This is a genomic window from Pseudomonas sp. H3_C08, assembly GCF_054669455.1.
The window spans coordinates 780,599-802,228 of sequence record NZ_CP162803.1 but is presented as its reverse complement, the minus strand read 5'-3'; the positions used below and the strand labels follow the sequence as shown (position 1 = coordinate 802,228).

Genomic DNA, 21,630 nt, shown 5'->3' with positions numbered 1-21,630 from the left:
ATTGCTTGATCTGACGCCTTCGCGAGCAGGCTCGCTCCCACAGTTTGATCGCGTTTATCCCGTTGAAATGCGGTCGAATGTGGGAGCGAGCTTGCTCGCGAAGAACGATCACACGGTGTCTGTTAATGCCTTAGCCAGAGCTTCAAAACCTGCCAGCAACAACCGATCATTCCCCACCGCATTACACACACTCACCCGAATAAATTGCGGCACTGCTGCGTGCCCCACCGCAAACGCCTCAGCGGTGGCCACCAGATAGTTGTTCTCCTTCAACTCCGCCGCAATCTGCGACGCCCGCCACAGCTCAGGTACCTCTACCCAGAAGTGCGGGCTATAAGGGTGAGTCTTGTAATTCAAACCCTGCAGAACAGGCGCCACCAACGCTTTGCGCCGAGCGATCTCGCTGATCTGCTCGTCCAGTAAACGCTCGGCCATGCCGCTTTCAATCCACAGGCTCGCGACTTCCATCGATAACGGATTGGCCATCCAGCACGTTGCGCGGATGGCGGCACTCAAACGTCCGGTCAACGCTTGCGGCGCATGCAGATAACCGACGCGCAGCCCCGCCGAAACAGCCTTGCTCAGGCTGCCAATCAACACCGATCGCTCCGGCGCAAAATAGCTGAGCGGCAATGGGCGCTGGCGATCCAGAACGGCATGGGCCTCGTCTTCGATAATCAGCAGATTGTGTTGACGACAGAGGTCGGCAATCGCCTCGCGCCGTGGGATCGACATTACAGCGGCCGTAGGATTCTGGATCGTCGGGGTGCAATACACCGCCGAAACCCGATGCTGACGGCAGATATCCTCCAGTGCCGACGGTAAAAGCCCTTCGTCATCCATTGCCGCGCCAATGAGTTTTATCCCGAGCTGGCGTGCGACGCCGATCAATCCCGGGTAGGACAAATGCTCGGTCACAACGGTGTCGCCGGCCTTGAGCAAGCCCATCAACGTGCACAGCAGACCATGCTGGCCACCGTTGACGCACAACACCTGATCGGCATGCGGGACATACGCCGCATGCTGCAACCACACCGCCCCCGCCACACGATGCCGCGCCAACCCGGCTTCAGCGGTGTACCCGGTCAACTGTTGCAGCACCCGAGGATCGCTGGCCAGTTCCTGCAGACTCTGGCTCATGAACGCCGCTTCCTGTGCGGGAATCGGCTGGTTGCGGCTCATGTCGAAGCAGGCTGACGGCTCATCGCTGACATTACGAAAGCCTTTGTCCTGCGGCCGTTCCATCCCGCGCTGACACACATAGGTGCCATCTCCTACGCGAGCCACCACCAATCCGACACGCTCAAGTTCACCGTAGGCACGGCTGATGGTGCCGATGGTCACCCCCAGGCTGTCCGCCAGCAAACGGTGCGGCGGCAACTTGCATCCCGCATCGATGACGCCCTCATCGATGGCTTGCGCGACGGCATTCGCCAGGCGTTTGTACTTCACGCCCACGCCATTGGCGAGACCATCACGGAGGATTGACACCATGGCAATACTTACTTTGACAGTCATTCTCGCCCCGAATAGCGTGCTTAAAAAGGTTCAATCAGAAATAGACCGTTTCCGCGACCAGGTCAATTCCACCGTTCGGAGTACGCCACATGTCGACCGCCGTCAGCACACCGATGCACATCAGCAAACCCTGGCTCGCCGGATTGATCACCAGCACGCTGTTTCTCATCGTCTGTTTGAGTTGGGGCACGACGTGGCTGGGGATCAAGATTGCGGTGGAAAGCGTGCCGCCGCTGACGGCCGCCGGGCTGCGTTTTCTGATCGCTTTTCCGCTGTTCCTGAGCTTCGCGCTGTTGCGCAAGGAACCGCTGTTGTTTCCCCGGCAAAGTCGCTGGTTCTTTGTGTTCGTCACGCTGTCGTATTTCAGCCTGCCTTACTACCTGCTCAACTACGGTGAGATGCACGTATCGTCCGGCCTGACCGCCCTGCTGTTCAGTTGCATGCCGGTGTTTATCCTGTTGTTTTCCGCGCTGTTTCTGCGCGAGAGAATCTACCCGTCACAAATGCTCGGCATCGCCATTGGTTTTGGCAGTCTGTTCATGATTATTCGTAGTCAGGGCCTGCATCTGGATCAAGCGGAATGGCTGGGAGTATTGGCGATTCTCTGTGCGGCGGTGATGCATGCGCTGTGTTACGTAGTGACGAAAAAACACGGCAGCGCGATCAGCGTGATCACCTACAACACGCTGCCAATCGGCATTGCCGGGGCGATGTTATTTATTGTCGGATTGAGCGTTGAGACGCCGGTATTCAGCGATGTCAGCGCGCGCTCGTGGGGCGCCCTGCTGTATCTGGGACTGGCGGCATCAGTGGGCGGATTCATCGTTTACTTTTTGCTGCTTAAACGCTTGAGCCCGATCATTCTGTCGTTCGTGTTTATCATTTTTCCGGTGTTCGCCGTGATCATCGGCGCCTGGTACGAGGGGCAAACCCTGTCCCGGGAGCTGATGATCTATTCGGCGGTTTTGTTGAGCGGGTTTGCGATCACCAAATTGCCTGTGGAAAAGTGGTTCAGATAACGAACATATCCACAAAACGATTGACCGGGGTAGCTTCGAGCTGCGCCGAATCCTTGCACAACGCGAAGATTTCGCCGCTGCGCTGGCCGGTGAAACGTGTGGCCAGATTGGCCTTGAACTTGTCTTCCAGTAATGGAATGCCCTCGACACGGCGGCGACGATGACCGATCGGGTATTCCACCACGACGTTTTCAGTGCTGCTGCCATCCTTGAAAAACACCTGCACGGCATTGGCAATCGAGCGCTTGTCGGGCTCCAGATATTCACGGGTGAAACGTGGCTCTTCGATGATGACCATTTTTTCGCGCAGCACATCGATGATCGGATGCGCCCGGTGGAAATCGTCTTCGTATTGCTCGGCGACCAGATTGCCGAAGGCCAGCGGCACGGCGGTCATGTACTGGATGCAGTGGTCGCGGTCGGCAGCGTTGGCCAACGGTCCGACCTTGGAGATGATGCGGATCGCTGATTCGTGGGTGGTGATGACAATGCGGTCGATTTCATGCAGACGATTGCGCACTTGCGGGTGCAAGGTCACCGCGGCTTCGCAGGCGGTTTGCGCGTGGAATTCGGCGGGAAAACTGATCTTGAACAGCACGTTTTCCATCACATAACTGCCGAACGAGCGCGAGAAACTGAAGGCGCGTTTATTCTCCGGTTTCAGCGCCAGATCGCTATTGGTGTGGCTGAACAGCACGTCATAAAAGCCCCATTGCCTGGCGGTGAGAACGCCGGGAATACCCATTTCGCCGCGCATGGCGATGTCGGCCAGACGCACACCACGACTCGTCGCATCCCCCGCCGCCCAGGATTTTCGTGAACCGGCGTTAGGTGCATGACGATAAGTGCGCAGCGCCTGACCATCAGCGAACGCGTGGGACAACGCCGACAGCAATTGCTCGCGATTGGCGCCCATCAGTTTGGCGGTGACAGCGGTTGAAGCGACTTTCACCAGAATGACGTGATCGAGTCCTACACGATTGAAGGAGTTTTCCAGGGCGATTACGCCTTGAATTTCGTGGGCCATGATCATCGCTTCCAGCACATCGCGAATGGTCAGCGGTGCTTCAGCGTTGGCCAGACGTTTCTGCGAAAGATGATCGGCCACCGCGAGAATCCCGCCGAGGTTGTCGGATGGATGGCCCCACTCGGCGGCGAGCCAGGTGTCGTTGTAGTCGAGCCAGCGGACGATGCTGCCGATGTCCCACGCGGCCTTGACCGGGTCGAGGCGATAGGAGGTGCCGGGAACGCGTGCGCCGAACGGGACGACGGTGCCTTCGACGATCGGGCCCAGATGCTTGGTGCATTCGGGAAAGCGCAACGCCAGCAGGCCGCAGCCCAGCGTGTCCATCAGGCAGTTGCGGGCGGTGTCGAGGGCTTCGGTGGAGGTGACTTTGAAGGTGAGGACGTAGTCGGCGATGTCCTGCAGGACAGGGTCGTAGTCGGGGCGGTTGTTCAGGTCGACGTTGGCGCTCATTGCGGTTCTCCTGTGCGGGAATGATGAGTGGGTGCGGTCTTCCTCAGGGCTTGGCTGGGTTGGTCTGGTTGATTGCAGGTCTGGGGTGCCTGCTGGTTTTGTGCTTTTTCAGAGAGTGTCCCCTCACCCTAGCCCTCTCCCGAGGGAGAGGGGACTGATTGGGGGATGCTGTGGGGGTTCACCGACTTGAGCGATCTGCGCTGAATCCAGAATCAATCTGATCAATGCACAACTTCAAACACCTCAATCAGCCCCCAGATCCGTAATCGCCTCAATCTTTCAGGTCGATGCACAACCCCTGACACCTCGGTCGGCCGCCTCTCCCTCCGGGAGAGGGCTGGGCGGGCGGCGTTCCGATGAGGGTAAAGCTCTTGGATCAGAACGAATCTCCGGGAATGCGCACGTAACCCTCCATCAGGACACGCGCGCTACGGCTCATGATGGCTTTTTTGACGATCCACTCGCCGTTTTCCAGGCTGGCTTCGGCGCCAACGCGCAACGTCCCGGACGGATGCCCAAAACGCACGGCACTACGTTCAACACCACCCGCTGCAAGGTTCACCAATGTCCCGGAAATGGCTGCCGCCGTACCAATCGCCACCGCCGCCGTGCCCATCATCGCGTGATGCAACTTGCCCATCGACAAGGCGCGCACCAGCAAATCCACATCACCGGCGCCAACCGCTTTACCACTGGATGCGACGTAATCCGCAGGCTTGGCAACAAACGCGACTTTCGGCGTGTGCTGACGTTTGGCCGCTTCATCGAGATTCGATATCAGACCCATGCGCAACGCGCCATAAGCCCGAATCGTCTCGAACATCTGCAGCGCTTGCGGATCGCTGTTGATCGCGCTCTGCAACTCGGTACCGGTGTAACCGATGTCTTCAGCATTGACGAAAATCGTCGGGATGCCAGCATTGATCATGGTCGCCTTGAACGTGCCGACACCCGGTACTTCCAGCTCATCGATGAGATTGCCGGTGGGAAACATCGAACCACCGCCGCCCTCTTCTTCCGCTGCCGGGTCGATGAATTCGACTTGCACTTCGGCCGCAGGAAAGGTCACGCCGTCGAGTTCGAAATCACCGGTTTCCTGCACTTCGCCGTTGGTGATCGGCACATGGGCAATAATCGTTTTACCGATGTTGGCCTGCCACACGCGCACCACCGCAACACCGTTGTGCGGAATGCGGCTGGCGTCGACCAGACCGTTGCTGATGGCGAACGAACCGACCGCTGCCGAGAGGTTGCCGCAATTGCCGCTCCAGTCCACGAACGGCTTGTCGATGGAGACCTGACCGAACAGGTAATCGACGTCGTGATCGGCCTTGATGCTTTTCGACAGGATCACGGTTTTGCTGGTGCTGGACGTGGCGCCGCCCATGCCATCAATTTGTTTGTCGTACGGGTCGGGGCTGCCGATCACGCGCAGCAGCAAAGCGTCGCGGGTCGGGCCGGGAATCTGTGCCGCTTCGGGCAGATCCTTGAGGCTGAAGAACACGCCTTTGCTGGTGCCGCCGCGCATGTAGGTCGCAGGGATTTTGATTTGTGGTGCGTGAGCCATGGTGCTCCTTAACCACAGACGTGAGACCCAAGCCTCACGACTGCATCAGTAGATTTAAACGGCAACCGCCGACTCTTCGAGGAAGTCCTGAGCGAAGCGCTGCAACACGCCGCCAGCCTCATAGATCGACACTTCTTCAGCGGTATCCAGACGGCAGGTCACCGGCACGTCAACGCGCTCGCCGTTCTTGCGATGGATCACCAGCGTCAGGTCCGCGCGCGGTTTGCGCTCGCCGATCACGTCGTAGGTTTCGCTGCCGTCGATGGCCAGGGTGTGACGGTCAGTGCCCGGCTTGAACTCCAGCGGCAACACGCCCATGCCCACCAGGTTGGTGCGGTGAATGCGCTCGAAACCTTCAGCGGCAATCGCCTCGACACCGGCCAGACGCACGCCTTTCGCCGCCCAGTCGCGGGACGAACCCTGACCGTAATCGGCGCCGGCAATAATGATCAGCGGCTGCTTGCGCTCCATGTAGGTTTCGATGGCTTCCCACATGCGCATCACTTTGCCTTCCGGCTCGACGCGGGCCAGCGAACCCTGTTTGACCTTGCCGTTTTCCACGACCATTTCATTGAACAGTTTCGGGTTGGCAAACGTCGCGCGCTGTGCGGTCAAGTGGTCGCCACGGTGGGTTGCGTACGAGTTGAAGTCCTCTTCCGGCAGGCCCATTTTCGCCAGGTATTCGCCGGCGGCGCTGTCGAGCATGATCGCGTTGGATGGCGACAGGTGATCGGTGGTGATGTTGTCCGGAAGCACGGCCAGTGGGCGCATGCCTTTAAGCGGACGGGCGCCGGCCAGCGCGCCTTCCCAGTACGGTGGACGGCGAATGTAGGTGCTCATTTCGCGCCAGTCGTACAGCGGCGTGACTTTCGGACCGGTGTCTTCGTGGACGGCGAACATCGGAATGTAGACCTGACGGAACTGCTCAGGCTTGACCGAAGATTTCACCACGGCGTCGATTTCTTCGTCGCTCGGCCAGATGTCCTTCAGGCGGATTTCCTTGCCGTCGACCACGCCCAACACATCTTTTTCGATGTCGAAACGGATGGTCCCGGCGATGGCGTATGCGACCACCAGTGGCGGCGAAGCGAGGAACGCTTGCTTGGCATACGGGTGAATGCGGCCGTCGAAGTTGCGGTTGCCGGAAAGCACGGCGGTGGCGTACAGATCGCGGTCGATGATCTCTTGCTGGATCACCGGATCGAGCGCGCCGGACATGCCGTTGCAGGTGGTGCAAGCGAAGGCGACAACACCGAAACCGAGCTGTTCCAGCTCAGTGGTCAGCCCCGCTTCGTCGAGGTACAGCGCCACGGTTTTCGAACCCGGCGCCAGCGAGGATTTCACCCATGGCTTGCGGGTCAGGCCAAGCTTGTTGGCGTTGCGCGCCAGCAGTCCGGCGGCAATCACGTTGCGCGGGTTACTGGTGTTGGTGCAACTGGTGATGGCGGCGATGATCACCGCGCCGTCGGGCATTTGCCCGGGCACGTCATCCCACTGCCCGGAGATGCCTTTGGCCGCCAGATCCGCCACCGCAACGCGCGCGTGCGGGTTGCTCGGGCCGGCCATGTTGCGCACTACCGAGGACAGATCGAAAGTCAGGCCGCGCTCGTATTGCGCTCCTTTCAGGCTATCGGACCACAGGCCGGTGAGCTTGGCGTACTGCTCGACGAGCTGCACTTGCTGGTCTTCACGACCGGTCAGTTTCAGGTAATCGATAGTCTGTTGGTCAATGTAGAACATCGCTGCAGTGGCGCCGTATTCCGGGGCCATGTTGGAGATGGTCGCGCGGTCGCCGAGGGTCAGCGCCGCCGCACCTTCGCCGAAGAACTCCAGCCAGGCGCCGACGACTTTCTGTTTGCGCAGGTATTCGGTCAGCGCCAGCACCATGTCAGTGGCGGTGATGCCCGGTTGCAGCTTGCCGGTCAGTTCGACGCCGACGCTTTCCGGCAGGCGCATCCACGACGCGCGGCCGAGCATTACGCTCTCGGCTTCGAGGCCGCCGACGCCGATGGCGATTACACCCAACGCATCGACGTGCGGGGTGTGGCTGTCGGTGCCGACGCAAGTGTCGGGGAACGCCACGCCTTCACGCACCTGAATCACCGGGGACATTTTCTCCAGGTTGATCTGATGCATGATGCCGTTGCCCGGCGGGATCACATCAACGTTCTTGAAGGCTTTTTTGGTCCAGTTGATGAAGTGGAAACGGTCTTCGTTGCGACGGTCTTCGATGGCGCGGTTTTTCTCGAACGCCTGCTTGTCGAAACCGCCCGCTTCTACCGCCAGCGAGTGGTCGACGATCAATTGCGTCGGCACAACCGGGTTGACCTGCGCTGGGTCGCCGCCCTGCAACGCAATCGCGTCGCGCAGGCCGGCGAGGTCGACCAGTGCGGTCTGGCCGAGAATATCGTGGCAGACCACACGCGCCGGGAACCACGGGAAATCGAGGTCGCGTTTACGTTCGATCAGTTGCTTGAGGGAATCGGTGAGCGTGGCCGGGTCGCAGCGACGCACGAGGTTTTCCGCCAGCACGCGGGAGGTGTACGGCAAAGTGTCGTAACTGCCGGGCTGAATCGCCTCGACCGCCGCGCGGGCGTCGAAATAATCCAGAGGGCTGCCGGGCAGGGTTTTACGGAATTCTGTGTTCATCGGGTCAGGACTCGGGTCACGGTGGTTGCAAAGGGTGGGCTGACGCCAGACTCAAGATTCACACCGTCCCTTGTAGGAGTGAGCCTGCTCGCGATAGCGGTAGATCAGTCGACATCGATGGTGAATGTCAGTCCGTCATCGCGAGCAGGCTCACTCCTACAGGGTTTAGCGGTGATCTTGCGCTTCGGGTCAGCTCACCATTTCAGCGACGTTCGATTGGCACGAACTTGCGCTGTTCAACGCCGATATATTCGGCGCTTGGACGGATGATGCGGTTGTTGGCGCGCTGCTCGAACACGTGCGCGGCCCAGCCGGTCAGGCGCGAGCAGACGAAGATCGGCGTGAACAGCTTGGTCGGAATGCCCATGAAGTGGTACGCCGAGGCATGGTAGAAATCGGCGTTGGGGAACAGTTTTTTCTGCTCCCACATGGTCTTGTCGATGGCTTCGGAAACCGCGAACAACACCTTGTCGCCGACCTCGTCCGCGAGTTTTTTCGACCAGCCCTTGATCACCTCGTTGCGCGGATCGCTGTCCTTATAGATCGCGTGGCCGAAGCCCATGATCTTGTCCTTGCGCTCGAGCATGCCGAGGGTGCCTTTGATCGCCTCTTCCGGCGACGAGAAGCGCTCGATCATTTCCATCGCCGCTTCGTTGGCGCCGCCGTGCAACGGGCCACGCAGCGAACCGATGGCGGCGGTCACGCAGGAATAAAGATCAGACAGGGTCGACGCACAAACGCGCGCGGTGAAGGTCGAGGCGTTGAATTCGTGTTCGGCGTAGAGGATCAGCGAAACGTTCATCACTTTGACGTGCAGTTCGCTTGGCTTCTTGTCGTGCAGCAGGTGCAGGAAGTGACCGCCGATAGTCGGCTCGTCACTGACGCAGTTGATGCGTTTGCCGTCGTGGCTGAAGCGATACCAGTAGCACATGATCGCCGGGAACGCGGCCAGCAAGCGGTCAGTCTTGTCGCGCTGCTCGGAGAAGTCTTGCTCCGGCTCGAGGTTGCCAAGGAACGAGCAACCGGTGCGCATCACGTCCATCGGGTGGGCGTCGGCGGGGATGCGTTCGAGCACTTCTTTCAGCGCTTGCGGCAGGTCGCGCAGCTTGCTGAGTTTGCCTTGGTATTCGTCGAGTTGCGCCTGGGTTGGCAGCTCGCCGTAGAGCAGCAGGTAGGCGACTTCTTCAAATTGTGCATCGGCAGCGAGTTCGCGCACGTCGTAGCCGCGATAGGTCAGCCCGGCACCGGCCTGGCCCACGGTGGACAGTGCGGTTTGCCCGGCAACCTGGCCACGGAGCCCGGCACCACTGAGTACTTTTGCTTCGGCCATTGTGTTCTCCAATCTTTTTGAATTTGTATGGGGAAAACTTGTGGGAGCGAGCCTGCTCGCGAAAGCGCTGGATCAGTCGACATCAATGTTGGATGTCAGTCCGTCTTCGCGAGCAGGCTCGCTCCCACAGGGGATCTTGTTCAGCCTTTCTTTTGTGCAAACAACGCATCGAGCTTCTGCTCGAAGGTGTGATAGTCGATGCGATCGTACAGCTCCATGCGAGTCTGCATGGTGTCGATGACATTCTGCTGCGTGCCATCGCGGCGGATCGCGGTGTAAACGTTTTCTGCTGCCTTGTTCATCGCGCGGAACGCCGACAGCGGATACAGCACCAGCGACACATCGGCGCCAGCCAGTTGCTCGGTGGTGTACAGCGGCGTCGCGCCGAACTCGGTGATATTGGCCAGAATCGGCGCTTTCACACGGTTGGCGAACAGCTTGTACATCTCCAGTTCAGTGATGGCTTCCGGGAAGATCATGTCGGCGCCGGCCTCGATGCATGCGGCTGCGCGATCGAGTGCCGACTCCAGACCTTCCACCGCCAGTGCATCGGTTCGCGCCATGATCACAAAGCTGTCATCGGTACGCGCATCCACCGCAGCCTTGATGCGATCAACCATTTCCTGCTGGCTGACGATCTCTTTATTAGGACGGTGGCCACAACGCTTGGCGCCAACCTGGTCCTCGATGTGAATCGCCGCAGCGCCGAACTTGATCATCGACTTGACCGTGCGCGCCACATTGAACGCCGACGAGCCGAAACCGGTGTCGACGTCGACCAGCAGCGGCAGATCGCAGACATCGGTGATGCGCCGCACGTCAGTCAGCACGTCGTCCAGACCGGTGATGCCCAGATCCGGCACGCCGAGGGAGCCTGCGGCCACGCCGCCACCGGACAGGTAGATCGCCTTGAAACCGGCGCGCTTGGCCAGCAGCGCGTGGTTGGCGTTGATCGCGCCGACCACTTGCAATGGATGCTCGCTGGCGACCGCATCGCGGAAACGCTGGCCTGGAGTGTTCAGGTTGGAACTCATGACTCACCTCGTTCAGTGGCTGTCTTGTTGTGGGCGCCGTCCTGGTAATGACGGGCGATGTTGCGTTTCGAAGCGCCGATGTGACGGCGCATCAACAATTCCGCGAGTTCGCCGTCACGGTCGGCGATGGCATCGAGAATCCGGTGGTGTTCGGCAAAGGCCTGGCGCGGGCGGTTCGGCGTGGTCGAGAACTGGATGCGGTACATGCGCACCAGTTGATACAGCTCGCCGCAGAGCATCTGCGTCAGCGTGCGGTTGCCGCTGCCCTGGATGATCCGGTAGTGGAAGTCGAAATCGCCTTCCTGCTGGTAATAGCCAACGCCGGCCTGAAACGCCGCATCGCGCTCGTGGGTTTCCAGCACCCGGCGCAGTTCGTCGATTTCTTCGACGCTCATGCGTTCGGCCGCCAGACGGCAGGCCATGCCTTCGAGGGATTCGCGGATTTCGTAGAGTTCGAGCAATTCGGCATGACTGAGCGACACCACCCGCGCACCGACGTGCGGTACACGCACCAGCAGGCGCTGGCCTTCCAGGCGATGAATCGCCTCGCGCAACGGCCCGCGACTGATGCCGTAGGTGCGCGCCAGCTCCGGCTCTGAGATCTTGCTGCCCGGGGCGATCTCACCTTTGACGATGGCCGCTTGAATACGCCGGAAGACGTTTTCCGAGAGCGTCTCGGAATCGTCGCCGCTGATGACCGGGGGATCGAGTTGATCCAGCATGATTGTCGACACCTTTAAATCCAATGCGGCAAAAACTAGCCAATTCGCCCGCATCAGTCAAAGGATAAATAGGTATTGTCGACAATCGTCTAATAACCTTAAAAGATCGCAGCCTTCGGCAGCTCCTACAGGGCGCACGCAAATCCAATGTAGGAGCTGCCGAAGGCTGCGATCTTCTGATCTTTTATAGACCGGCCCAAGCGCTGGCGCCATAAACCCACCGTGCTAGAATGCCGCCCGCATTTGCTGGCCATTTGTACGGCTTGTCATAAAAAGCTGCCAGGCACACGAAGGGTCTTGCGCAAGTTTTGCCAAGGACCTGAACCGAAAACGGAACGCTGCGCACCAGGATTTATGAGACTCAAGCCTTTTCCCACATTCTTTGCCCTGTTTTGCCTGCCCGGCCTCGCCGCCGCGGGGGAAAAAACCGTGTACGGCCTCAACGAATACGCTTCGCTTGACGGCATCAACCTGGAAGTTGCGGCAAAACTCGACACCGGTGCGAAAACCGCATCGCTGAGTGCCCGCGACATCAAACGCTTTAAACGCAACGGTGAGTCCTGGGTACGTTTCTACCTGGCCATCGACGCCGCGCATTCGCACCCGATCGAACGGCCGCTGGCGCGGGTCAGCAAAATCAAGCGCCGCGCCGGCGATTACGACCCGGAGGAAGGCAAGAAGTACACCGCCCGTCCGGTGATCGAGCTGGATATCTGCATGGGCACGGCGATGCGCAGCATCGAAGTGAACCTGACCGACCGAAGTGCGTTCCAATATCCGCTTTTGATTGGCTCCGAAGCGCTGAAACGCTTCGATGCGCTGGTCGATCCAAGCCTTAAATACGCTGCCGGCAAACCCGCCTGCACCATCGCCGCTCATACCGCCGAGTAATTTCCATGCGTTCTCTAACCTTCCACCTGAAAATCCTGATCACCATTCTGGTGCTCCTGGGCGTTTCGGTTACGGCCTATCAGATTTTCGTGCTCGGCATCCCGGTGACCGAAGACGCCACCGACGACTTGTGGAACATCGACGCCAAGGTCGAGTTCGTCGCCAGCACCAAGGATCCGGTGAAGATCCAGATGTTCGTGCCACCGTTGAGCCGCGATTACGTCAGCCTCAATGAAAGCTTTATCTCCAATAACTACGGTGTCGCCGTCAACCGCGTCGACGGCAACCGCAAGGTCACCTGGTCGGCGCGCCGGGCCAAGGGCAACCAGACGCTTTATTACCGTTTGGTGCTGACCAAGCGTTACACCGCCGAAAAATCCAAGATCAAAGGCCCGACCTTCCGCGACAGCATCGCCATCGAAGGCCCTGAGAAAATCGCCGCCGAAGCCCTGCTCGCGCCGATCCGCCAGCATTCCGCCGACGTCGAAACCTTTATTGGCGAGGCGATCAAACGCGTCAACAACGTCAACGACGACAACGTGAAACTGCTGCTGGCCGGCGATCCGTCGACGCCGCACAAAGCCAAAATCGTTGAACTGCTGTTGTCCATCGCCCACGTGCCGGTGGAAAAAGTCCACACCATCCGCCTCGTCGCCGACCAGCCGCAAACGCCTGAACTGTGGCTGCGCAGCTTCAACGGCAACGACTGGCTGTACTTCAACCCGGAAACCGGCGAGCAAGGCCTGCCGACCGACCGCCTGCTGTGGTGGACCGGCGATGAAAACCTGATCACCGTCGACGGCGGCAAGAAAGCCAACGTGACCTTCAGCCTGAACAACAGCGAGATGAACGCGATTCGTCTGGCCAAGCTGACGGACGAAAACACCGACGCCAACTTCCTCGAATACTCGCTGTACGGCTTGCCGCTGCAGACGCAGCAGACGTTCATGATCATGGTGATGATCCCGATCGGCGTGCTGGTGATCCTGATTCTGCGCAACCTGATCGGCCTGCAGACACTCGGCACGTTCACCCCGGTGTTGATCGCCCTCGCCTTCCGCGAAACGCAACTGGGCTTCGGCATTCTGCTGTTTACCGTGATAACGGCGCTGGGCTTGTCATTACGTTCGTATCTGGAACACCTGAAGCTGCAAATGCTGCCGCGACTCTCGGTGGTGTTGACCTTTGTTGTAGTGTTGATCGCGGCGATCAGCCTGTTCAGCCACAAACTCGGCCTGGAACGCGGGCTGTCGGTGGCGCTGTTCCCGATGGTGATTCTGACCATGACCATCGAACGTCTGTCGATCACCTGGGAAGAACGCGGCGCCAGCCATGCGATGAAAGTCGCGATCGGCACGCTGTTCGCGGCGTCACTCGCGCACCTGATCATGACCGTGCCAGAGCTGGTCTACTTCGTGTTCACCTTTCCGGCGATCCTGCTGATTCTGGTCGGTTTCATGCTGGCGATGGGGCGCTATCGCGGCTACCGCCTGACCGAGCTGGTGCGCTTCAAGGCTTTCCTGAAGAAGGCTGACGCCTGATGTTCGGTTTCTGGAAGACCTGGAAGGCCCTGGAGGCGCGGGGCATCATGGGCATCAATCGGCGTAACGCCGACTACGTGCTCAAGTACAACAAGCGCAGCCTGTACCCGATTGTCGATGACAAGATCATCACCAAGGAGCGCGCCATCGAGGCCGGCATTCACGTGCCGGAGCTGTACGGCGTGATCTCCACCGAGAAGGAAATCGACAAGCTCGACGAGATCATCGGCGGGCGCAACGACTTCGTGATCAAACCGGCGCAGGGCGCGGGCGGTGACGGCATCATCGTGATTGCCGACCGCTTCGAGGGCCGCTATCGCACGGTGTCAGGCAAGATCCTCGCTCATGAAGAGCTGGAGCATCACATCTCGAGCATCCTCACTGGCCTGTATTCGCTCGGCGGCCACCGTGATCGGGCGCTGATCGAATACCGCGTGACCCCGGATCAGATCTTCAAGAGCATCAGCTATGAAGGCGTGCCGGACATCCGCATCATCGTCTTGATGGGTTATCCAGTGATGGCGATGCTGCGTCTGCCAACCCGGCAGTCCGGCGGCAAGGCCAACCTGCATCAGGGCGCCATCGGTGTCGGTGTTGACCTGGCCACGGGTCTGACGTTGCGCGGCACCTGGCTGAACAACATCATCGCCAAACACCCTGACACCACCAACGCGGTGGACGGCGTGCAACTGCCCTACTGGGACGGTTTCATGAAGCTCGCAGCTGGCTGTTATGAGCTGTGCGGGTTGGGCTATATCGGTGTTGATATGGTGCTTGATCAGGAGAAAGGCCCACTGATTCTCGAGCTGAATGCGCGGCCTGGGCTGAATATTCAGATTGCCAATGATTGTGGGCTGACGTTGCGTACCCATGCGGTTGAAGCGCGGCTGGAAGAGCTGAAGGCGCGTGGGGTGACGGAATCGGTTGAAGAGCGGGTGGCGTTTACGCAGGAGATGTTCGGGCATATTCCTGCTGTGGAAGGCTAAAAGCTGAAAAACAAAAAGCCCCTCACCCTAGCCCTCTCCCAAAGGGAGAGGGGACTGACCGAGGTGGATGCTCGAGGTACGCCGACCTGAACGTCTTGAGTCGAACTCCGGCATTGAAAAGCATGATGATCGGCTCCCTTTCCCCTCGCCAGCTTGAGATATCGAGCCGAACTCGGATCTTGAAAAGCATGAAGATCTGCTCCCTTTCCCCCTCGCCAGCTTGAGATATCGAGCCGAACTCGGATCTTGAAAAGCATGAAGATCTGCTCCCTTTCCCCCTCGCCAGCTTGAGATATCGAGCCGAACTCGGGTCTTGAAAAGCATGAAGATCTGCTCCCGTTCCCCTCGCCAGCTTTAGATATCGAGCCGAACTCGGATCTTGAAAAGCATGAAGATCTGCTCCCTTTCCCCCTCGCCAGCTTGAAATATCGAGCCGAACTCGGATCTTGAAAAGCATGAAGATCTGCTCCCTTTCCCCCTCGCCAGCTTGAGATATCGAGCCGAACTCGGGTCTTGAAAAGCATGAAGATCTGCTCCCTTTCCCCCTCGCCAGCTTGAGATATCGAGCCGAACTCGGGTCTTGAAAAGCATGAAGATCTGCTCCCTTTCCCCCTCGCCAGCTTGAGATATCGAGCCGAACTCGGATCTTGAAAAGCATGAAGTTCTGCTCCCGTTCCCCTCGCCAGCTTGAGATATCGAGCCGAACTCGGATCTTGAAAAGCATGAAGATCTGCTCCCTTTCCCCCTCGCCAGCTTGAGATATCGAGCCGAACTCGGATCTTGAAAAGCATGAAGATCTGCTCCCTTTCCCCCTCGCCAGCTTGAGATATCGAGCCGAACTCGGGTCTTGAAAAGCATGAAGATCTGCTCCCGTTCCCCTCGCCCCCTTGGGGGAGAGGGTTGGGGTGAGGGGGTAGGCTTTTGATTTTGATCTGACAGCCGAGAGAGGACTACAATCCCCACCCCGCCTCAACGGCCGATCTGCCCCGCCCATGTTGACCTGCTCTGTACACCCGCTGCCCTACCGTGCCAATCCCGCCGACTATTTCGCGGCCATCCGCAACGCGCCCGGCGCCGTGCTGCTCGACAGTGGCCGGCCGAGTGCCGGCCGTGGTCGTTATGACCTGCTCAGCGCCTGGCCGCTGGAACATCTGGCGGTGTTGCCCGACGAAAGCGGCGGCGTATTCCTTCAGCGCCTGCGGGATAATCTGACCCGTCTGGGCAAGGCTGATTTGCCAACGGGTTTCGACCTGCCATTCGCTGGCGGTTTGATCGGCTACCTGAGCTACGATTTCGGTCGGCATCTGGAAAACCTGCCGAGCCAGGCGCTGGATGATCTGCAATTGCCGGATGCCCGCTTTGGCCTGTACGACTGGGCGCTGATCAGCGATCACCAGACGGCCAGCAGCCAACTGGTGTTTCATCCATCCGTGATCGATAGCGAGAAACAGCGGCTGATCGCGCTGTTCAGCCAGCCGCTTGTCGAGTCGATGGCGCCGTTCAAACTGAACCAGCCAATGACCGCCGACCTCTCGGCCGACAATTATCGTCAGGCCTTCGAGCGCATCCAGCATTACATCCAGGCCGGCGATTGCTATCAGGTCAACTTCGCTCAGCGCTTTCGCGCTTCATGCCAAGGCGATCCGTGGCTGGCTTATTGCGCATTGCGCGAAGCCTGCCCGACGCCGTTCTCCGGTTTCCAGAGCCTGCCTGATGGCGGTGCCGTTTTGAGTATGTCGCCAGAGCGCTTCGTCAAAGTCAGCGACCGTCAGGTGGAAACCCGGCCAATCAAAGGCACTCGCCCCCGTGGCCTGACGCCAGCCGAAGATGCCGCGAACGCCGCCGAACTGCTGGCCAGCCCCAAGGATCGTGCGGAAAACCTGATGATCGTCGACCTGCTGCGCAACGACCTCGGGCGCACCTGCCGCATCGGTTCGGTGCGAGTGCCGGAGCTTTTCAGTCTGGAAAGCTATCCGAACGTGCATCACTTGGTCAGTAGCGTCACCGGTGAGCTGGCGGATGATCGTGACGCACTGGATTTGATTGCCGGCAGCTTCCCCGGTGGCTCGATTACCGGCGCGCCGAAGATTCGCGCGATGCAAATCATCGATGAGCTGGAACCGACGCGGCGTGGGTTGTATTGCGGCTCGTTGCTGTATCTGGACGTGCGCGGCGAGATGGACAGTTCCATCGCGATTCGCAGTCTGTTGGTCAAGGATGGGCAGGTGTGCTGCTGGGGCGGTGGCGGAATTGTGGCCGATTCGGATTGGCAGGCTGAATATCAGGAGTCGATTACCAAAGTGAAGGTTCTGCTGGAAACCCTGCAAAACCTCTAAAAGCTTCGCGAGCAGGCTCGCTCCCACAGGGGAATGCATTCCAAAAGTGGGAGCGAGCCTGCTCGCGAAGGGGCCCTTCCAGACGACTACAAACTCAGGTCGCGATTTGAGGCTTTGAGGAATTCCTGCTTCAACTCGGCGAAGGTATGCACCGCAGGAAACTGCGGGAACTCACGAATCACATTCTCCGGCGCATGAAACAGAATCCCCGCATCAGCCTCGCCCAGCATCGTCGTGTCGTTATACGAATCCCCCGCCGCAATCACCCGGTAATACAGGCTCTTGAACGCCAGTACCGACTGGCGCTTGGGATCTTTCTGGCGCAACTGATAGCTGGTCACCCGCCCGGTTTCGTCAGTAATCAGGCGATGGCAAAGCAACGTCGGAAAGCCCAGCTGCCGCATCAGCGGCTGCGAGAACTCGTAAAACGTATCCGACAGAATCACCACCTGAAAGCGTTCGCGCAGCCAGTTGACGAACTCCACCGCGCCGTCCAGCGGCTTCAGTGTGGCGATCACTTCCTGAATGTCCGACAGCTTCAAGCCGTGCTCATCGAGGATGCGCAGGCGCTGCTTCATCAGCACGTCGTAATCGGGAATGTCCCGGGTGGTGGCCTTGAGGGATTCGATTCCGGTTTTTTCGGCGAAGGCGATCCAGATTTCCGGCACCAACACCCCTTCAAGATCCAGGCAAGCAATTTCCACAAGACACTCCCGTTTGTATTGATTATTTGAGTCGAGCGAGGCCGAACTCTAGCGACTCACATGCAGACGCGCAACGCACAGCACGTCCCCGAGCCGTGCAGCTTTTTGTTACCATCAGCGCCATATAGAGCGCCCAGCGCCACCGACCTGTAGGAAGCCGCCCTGATGAGTGCAACGTTCGACGTCGTGGAACTCGCCACGACCTATGCCAACAAATCCGCGCAAGAGATCCTCAAACTCGCGTTCGCCGAGTTCGGCGATGACTTGTGGATATCTTTCAGCGGCGCCGAGGATGTGGTGCTGGTGGACATGGCCTGGAAGCTCAACAAGAACGTCAAGGTGTTCAGCCTCGACACCGGCCGTCTGCACCCGGAGACCTACCGCTTCATCGATCAGGTGCGCGAGCACTACAAGATCGACATCGAACTGGTGTCGCCGGACTACACGAAACTCGAACCGTTCGTGAAGGAAAAAGGCCTGTTCAGTTTCTATAAGGACGGCCACGGCGAATGCTGCGGTATCCGCAAGATCGAGCCGCTGCGCCGAAAATTGTCCACCGTCAAAGCCTGGGCCACCGGCCAGCGCCGCGACCAGAGCCCGGGCACTCGTAGTGCTGTAGCGGTGATGGAAATCGATACCGCGTTCTCCACCCCCGAGCGCACCCTGTACAAGTTCAACCCGTTGGCGCAGATGACCAGCGAAGAGATCTGGGGTTACATCCGCATGCTCGAGTTGCCGTACAACAGCCTGCATGAGCGCGGCTTTATCAGTATCGGCTGCGAACCGTGCACCCGCCCTGTCCTGCCGAATCAGCACGAGCGCGAAGGCCGCTGGTGGTGGGAAGAGGCAACGCAGAAAGAGTGCGGGTTGCATGCCGGGAATATCATCAGAAAGGCGTAATCCTTCTAATTGTCACCCCATTCCCTGTGGGAGCGAGCTTGCTCGCGAAAGCGCAATGTCAGTCAGCATCTTCCTAAACTGACACACCGCCTTCGCGAGCAAGCTCGCTCCCACAAGGTTTTGTAGCGAATCAATAAATGTGTACACAGGAATGTCACCATCGGTGCCATTTATGTGTGCACTTTTTTGTTTAAGCGCCCTGAAAAGTTACATCCCTGCCAAAAATCCCTCGCCTCCGCCCGCCATCAAAATCCCCCGCCAAAAATAAATACCTGTTCAACCGGTCAATTTTTAGCCAATTATTTTCAGACACTTAGCGCACATCGATAACTTTTCGAAATGAGCACGGCTGCACATAGATCAACGACTGGCACAGATCTGGCTTAGGTGCATACATGTTTTGTATACAAAACTGCAAAACATAAAACCACTTTCGATCCGCAAGCCTGAAGCGCCCTATCCCGTACAGGCTGCAGATGCCCCGTAACCAGTGATGCTTTCACTGCCGCGACGAAGATTTGTCGAGCCTGACGGCTCATGCACAGTCATCGCGGCCCTGAACATCAGGAGCCTGCCGGAATGCGTACAAGTCTCTCCAACAACATCGCGCTGAATCTGCCCGCCGCTGCTCTCGACCAACCGTTACCCCATGACGGTCTGGCCGAGCCGTTACAACTCAGTCCGCGTCTGCACAACAGCGATCTGGCGCCAACCAAGGCCGAAGGTCGACGCTGGGGCAAATACAGCATCTTTGCCCTGTGGACCAACGATGTGCACAACATCGCCAACTACTCGTTCGCCATCGGTCTGTACGCCTTGGGCCTGGGGGGCTGGCAGATTCTGCTGTCGCTGGGGATCGGCGCGGCGCTGGTGTATTTCTTCATGAACCTGTCCGGTTACATGGGACAAAAAACCGGGGTGCCGTTTCCAGTGATCAGCCGGATCAGTTTCGGCATCCACGGCGCGCAAATTCCTGCACTGATCCGCGCGGTTATCGCCATCGCCTGGTTCGGCATTCAGACGTATCTGGCGTCAGTGGTATTTCGCGTATTGCTCACTGCAGTCCATCCCGGATTCGCCGAATACGACCACGATTCGATTCTTGGTCTGTCGTCGCTGGGTTGGGTGTGCTTCGTGGCGATCTGGTTCGTGCAACTGGCGATCCTCGCCTACGGCATGGAAATGGTCCGCCGTTACGAAGCGTTTGCCGGGCCAGTGATTCTGCTGACCGTTGCCGCCCTCGCCGCGTGGATGTACTTCCAGGCCAACGCGACCATCGCCTGGTCGATCCGCGAGCCACTGACCGGTGGCGAGATGTGGCGCAACATTTTTGCCGGCGGCGCACTGTGGCTGGCGATCTACGGCACGTTGATTCTGAATTTCTGCGACTTCGCCCGCTCATCGCCGTGCCGCAAGACCATCAAAGTAGGAAACTTCTGGGGTTTGCCGGTGAATATTCTGGTATTCGCCGCGATTACCGTGCTGCTCTGCGGTGCGCAATTTCAGATCAACGGCCGGATCATCGAGAGCCCGACCGAGATCATCGCCTCGATTCCCAACACCTTCTTCCTGGTGCTCGGTTGCCTGGCATTCCTGATCGTCACTGTGGCGGTGAACATCATGGCCAACTTCGTCGCCCCGGCATTCGTGCTGAGCAACCTGGCGCCGAAGTACCTGACGTTCCGTCGCGCCGGGCTGATCAGCGCAACCATCGCTGTGCTGATCCTGCCGTGGAATCTCTACAACAGCCCGCTGGTGATCGTGTACTTCCTGTCTGGCCTCGGCGCCCTGCTCGGCCCGTTGTACGGCGTGATCATGGTCGACTACTGGCTGATCCGCAAAGGCCGGATCAACGTCCCGCAGCTCTACAGCGAAGATCCCGACGGCGCTTATTACTACAGCCGTGGGGTGAATTTCCGTGCGGTGGCGGCATTTATTCCTGCGGCGCTGATCGCCATCGTCCTGGCGCTCGTGCCGGGTTTCCACAGCGTCTCGCCGTTCTCCTGGCTGATCGGCGCCGGGATCGCCGGAATGCTTTATCTGATCATCGCCAAACGCCAGCCGCACTACGCCGACATCAGCGGCGAATCGATCGCTGTCGACAACGTCTGCCATTAATTCCCTCGTGGCCCGGACTTCGGGCCGCCGAACTGCCCGCTATAAGGATTTCCCCATGCGTATTCTCGTGGTCAACGTCAACACCACCGAATCCATCACCGAGGCCATTGCCCGCTCGGCGCAGGCTGTCGCCTCGCCCGGTACCGAAATCGTCGGTTTGACACCGTTTTTCGGCGCCGACTCGATTGAAGGCAACTTCGAAAGCTATCTGGCGGCCATCGCGGTGATGGATCGGGTGATGGCCTACGACCAGCCGTTCGATGCCGTGATTCAGGCCGGCTACGGCGAGCACGGTCGCGAAGGTCTGCAGGAATTGCTCAACGTGCCAGTGGTGGATATCACCGATGCGGCCGCGAGCACGGCGATGTTTCTCGGCCGCGCCTATTCGGTGGTGACCACGCTGGATCGCACCGTACCGCTGATCGAAGATCGGCTGAAATTATCCGGCCTGTGGGATCGTTGTGCATCGGTACGGGCCAGTGGTCTGGCCGTTCTGGAACTGGAACACGAGCCACAGCGTGCCTTGGAAGCCATCGTGCATCAGGCAGAACTGGCGGTGACGCAGGACAAAGCCGAGGTGATCTGCCTGGGTTGCGGCGGCATGGCCGGGCTGGATGAACAGATTCGTCGGCGCACTGGCGTGCCGGTGGTGGATGGCGTCACGGCGGCGGTAACGATTGCGGAATCGCTGGTGCGCTTGCGCTTGTCGACGTCGAAAGTGCGAACGTATGCAACACCCCGACCGAAGAACATCATTGGTTGGCCGGGGCGGTTTGCCCGCTAGGCTCATCATCGGAAACCGAGTCGCCCCATTCGCGAGCAAGCTCGCTCCCACATT

General features: G+C 59.1%; 17 protein-coding genes. 8 read left to right on the top strand and 9 right to left on the bottom strand.

Going from position 1 to position 21,630, the window contains the following annotated elements; all coding sequences use genetic code 11:
- Window positions 1-108: 108 nt before the first annotated feature.
- Window positions 109-1,518 carry an aminotransferase-like domain-containing protein gene (locus AB4N74_RS03865; protein WP_460098309.1) on the bottom strand — a complete coding sequence of 470 codons (1,410 nt, stop codon included), beginning with the start codon at window positions 1,516-1,518 and terminating at the stop codon, window positions 109-111.
- Window positions 1,519-1,631: 113 nt separating this feature from the next.
- Here AB4N74_RS03865 and AB4N74_RS03860 point away from each other — a divergent pair, with 113 nt between their 5' ends.
- Entirely contained in the window at window positions 1,632-2,537 is a 906-nt protein-coding gene (locus tag AB4N74_RS03860; RefSeq protein WP_460101062.1) for a DMT family transporter, read from the top strand.
- Here the strand turns inward: AB4N74_RS03860 and prpD are convergent.
- From prpD to AB4N74_RS03830, 6 genes are all read right to left on the bottom strand, one after another.
- The gene (gene prpD, locus AB4N74_RS03855; RefSeq protein ID WP_320337273.1) at window positions 2,530-4,014 is read right to left on the bottom strand and encodes a 2-methylcitrate dehydratase; all 1,485 of its coding nucleotides are present in this window, start codon (window positions 4,012-4,014) and stop codon (window positions 2,530-2,532) included. The genes AB4N74_RS03860 and prpD overlap by 8 nt on opposite strands.
- A gap of 376 nt (window positions 4,015-4,390) precedes the next feature.
- Window positions 4,391-5,581: a 2-methylaconitate cis-trans isomerase PrpF gene (gene prpF / locus AB4N74_RS03850; protein WP_460098307.1), complete on the bottom strand. Its 1,191-nt coding sequence runs from the start codon at window positions 5,579-5,581 to the stop codon at window positions 4,391-4,393.
- 54 nt (window positions 5,582-5,635) lie between these two features.
- The gene (gene acnD / locus AB4N74_RS03845) at window positions 5,636-8,230 is read right to left on the bottom strand and encodes a Fe/S-dependent 2-methylisocitrate dehydratase AcnD (protein WP_116255224.1); all 2,595 of its coding nucleotides are present in this window, start codon (window positions 8,228-8,230) and stop codon (window positions 5,636-5,638) included.
- 202 nt (window positions 8,231-8,432) lie between these two features.
- Entirely contained in the window at window positions 8,433-9,560 is a 1,128-nt protein-coding gene (gene prpC, locus AB4N74_RS03840; RefSeq protein WP_116255222.1) for a bifunctional 2-methylcitrate synthase/citrate synthase, read from the bottom strand.
- A gap of 140 nt (window positions 9,561-9,700) precedes the next feature.
- On the bottom strand, window positions 9,701-10,594 hold the full coding sequence (gene prpB / locus AB4N74_RS03835) for a methylisocitrate lyase (protein WP_093431754.1): 894 nt from the start codon (window positions 10,592-10,594) through the stop codon (window positions 9,701-9,703).
- The gene (locus AB4N74_RS03830; protein ID WP_172828118.1) at window positions 10,591-11,313 is read right to left on the bottom strand and encodes a GntR family transcriptional regulator; all 723 of its coding nucleotides are present in this window, start codon (window positions 11,311-11,313) and stop codon (window positions 10,591-10,593) included. The genes prpB and AB4N74_RS03830 overlap by 4 nt, the downstream gene beginning before the upstream one ends.
- 357 nt (window positions 11,314-11,670) lie before the next feature.
- On the opposite strand from AB4N74_RS03830, the gene rloA reads away from it, so the two are divergent.
- The 3 genes from rloA to AB4N74_RS03815 are packed head-to-tail and all read left to right on the top strand — an operon-like array spanning window position 11,671 to window position 14,734.
- Window positions 11,671-12,207 carry a retropepsin-like aspartic peptidase RloA gene (gene rloA / locus AB4N74_RS03825; RefSeq protein ID WP_053116866.1) on the top strand — a complete coding sequence of 179 codons (537 nt, stop codon included), beginning with the start codon at window positions 11,671-11,673 and terminating at the stop codon, window positions 12,205-12,207.
- A gap of 5 nt (window positions 12,208-12,212) precedes the next feature.
- Window positions 12,213-13,748, top strand: a complete 1,536-nt coding sequence (gene rloB, locus AB4N74_RS03820; protein WP_093431750.1) for an osmotic stress tolerance membrane protein RloB — start codon at window positions 12,213-12,215, stop codon at window positions 13,746-13,748.
- Window positions 13,748-14,734: an alpha-L-glutamate ligase-like protein gene (locus AB4N74_RS03815; protein WP_093431747.1), complete on the top strand. Its 987-nt coding sequence runs from the start codon at window positions 13,748-13,750 to the stop codon at window positions 14,732-14,734. The genes rloB and AB4N74_RS03815 overlap by 1 nt, the downstream gene beginning before the upstream one ends.
- Before the next feature lie 22 nt (window positions 14,735-14,756).
- Here the strand turns inward: AB4N74_RS03815 and AB4N74_RS03810 are convergent, their stop codons facing one another.
- The gene (locus AB4N74_RS03810; protein ID WP_460098303.1) at window positions 14,757-15,458 is read right to left on the bottom strand and encodes a hypothetical protein; all 702 of its coding nucleotides are present in this window, start codon (window positions 15,456-15,458) and stop codon (window positions 14,757-14,759) included.
- Between the two features lie 268 nt (window positions 15,459-15,726).
- Here AB4N74_RS03810 and pabB point away from each other — a divergent pair, with 268 nt between their 5' ends.
- Complete coding sequence (gene pabB, locus AB4N74_RS03805) at window positions 15,727-17,070, top strand: aminodeoxychorismate synthase component I (RefSeq protein ID WP_460098301.1); 1,344 nt, start codon at window positions 15,727-15,729, stop codon at window positions 17,068-17,070.
- 86 nt (window positions 17,071-17,156) lie between these two features.
- On the opposite strand, the gene thrH is transcribed toward pabB, so the two are convergent.
- Window positions 17,157-17,774, bottom strand: coding sequence for a bifunctional phosphoserine phosphatase/homoserine phosphotransferase ThrH (gene thrH / locus AB4N74_RS03800; protein WP_007916444.1), 618 nt, complete (start codon window positions 17,772-17,774; stop codon window positions 17,157-17,159).
- A 165-nt stretch (window positions 17,775-17,939) separates the two neighbouring features.
- Here thrH and AB4N74_RS03795 point away from each other — a divergent pair, with 165 nt between their 5' ends.
- The 3 genes from AB4N74_RS03795 to AB4N74_RS03785 all read left to right on the top strand — a co-directional run bounded on the left by AB4N74_RS03795 (window position 17,940) and on the right by AB4N74_RS03785 (window position 21,576).
- Complete coding sequence (locus AB4N74_RS03795; protein ID WP_460098299.1) at window positions 17,940-18,674, top strand: phosphoadenylyl-sulfate reductase; 735 nt, start codon at window positions 17,940-17,942, stop codon at window positions 18,672-18,674.
- Between the two features lie 579 nt (window positions 18,675-19,253).
- Window positions 19,254-20,792, top strand: coding sequence for an NCS1 family nucleobase:cation symporter-1 (locus AB4N74_RS03790; protein WP_099758447.1), 1,539 nt, complete (start codon window positions 19,254-19,256; stop codon window positions 20,790-20,792).
- Between the two features lie 55 nt (window positions 20,793-20,847).
- Complete coding sequence (locus tag AB4N74_RS03785) at window positions 20,848-21,576, top strand: aspartate/glutamate racemase family protein (protein WP_460098296.1); 729 nt, start codon at window positions 20,848-20,850, stop codon at window positions 21,574-21,576.
- Window positions 21,577-21,630: the final 54 nt, after the last annotated feature.

Coding starts and splice junctions, on each gene's coding strand:
- rloA (WP_053116866.1), top strand. CDS start 11,671: ATGAGACTCAAGCCTTTTCCCACATTCTTTGCCCTGTTTTGCCTGCCC.
- AB4N74_RS03865 (WP_460098309.1), bottom strand. CDS start 1,518: ATGACTGTCAAAGTAAGTATTGCCATGGTGTCAATCCTCCGTGATGGT.
- prpB (WP_093431754.1), bottom strand. CDS start 10,594: ATGAGTTCCAACCTGAACACTCCAGGCCAGCGTTTCCGCGATGCGGTC.
- prpD (WP_320337273.1), bottom strand. CDS start 4,014: ATGAGCGCCAACGTCGACCTGAACAACCGCCCCGACTACGACCCTGTC.
- rloB (WP_093431750.1), top strand. CDS start 12,213: ATGCGTTCTCTAACCTTCCACCTGAAAATCCTGATCACCATTCTGGTG.
- AB4N74_RS03795 (WP_460098299.1), top strand. CDS start 17,940: ATGAGTGCAACGTTCGACGTCGTGGAACTCGCCACGACCTATGCCAAC.
- pabB (WP_460098301.1), top strand. CDS start 15,727: ATGTTGACCTGCTCTGTACACCCGCTGCCCTACCGTGCCAATCCCGCC.
- AB4N74_RS03810 (WP_460098303.1), bottom strand. CDS start 15,458: ATGCTTTTCAAGATCCGAGTTCGGCTCGATATCTCAAGCTGGCGAGGG.
- AB4N74_RS03790 (WP_099758447.1), top strand. CDS start 19,254: ATGCGTACAAGTCTCTCCAACAACATCGCGCTGAATCTGCCCGCCGCT.
- prpC (WP_116255222.1), bottom strand. CDS start 9,560: ATGGCCGAAGCAAAAGTACTCAGTGGTGCCGGGCTCCGTGGCCAGGTT.
- AB4N74_RS03785 (WP_460098296.1), top strand. CDS start 20,848: ATGCGTATTCTCGTGGTCAACGTCAACACCACCGAATCCATCACCGAG.
- AB4N74_RS03815 (WP_093431747.1), top strand. CDS start 13,748: ATGTTCGGTTTCTGGAAGACCTGGAAGGCCCTGGAGGCGCGGGGCATC.
- AB4N74_RS03860 (WP_460101062.1), top strand. CDS start 1,632: ATGCACATCAGCAAACCCTGGCTCGCCGGATTGATCACCAGCACGCTG.
- acnD (WP_116255224.1), bottom strand. CDS start 8,230: ATGAACACAGAATTCCGTAAAACCCTGCCCGGCAGCCCTCTGGATTAT.
- prpF (WP_460098307.1), bottom strand. CDS start 5,581: ATGGCTCACGCACCACAAATCAAAATCCCTGCGACCTACATGCGCGGC.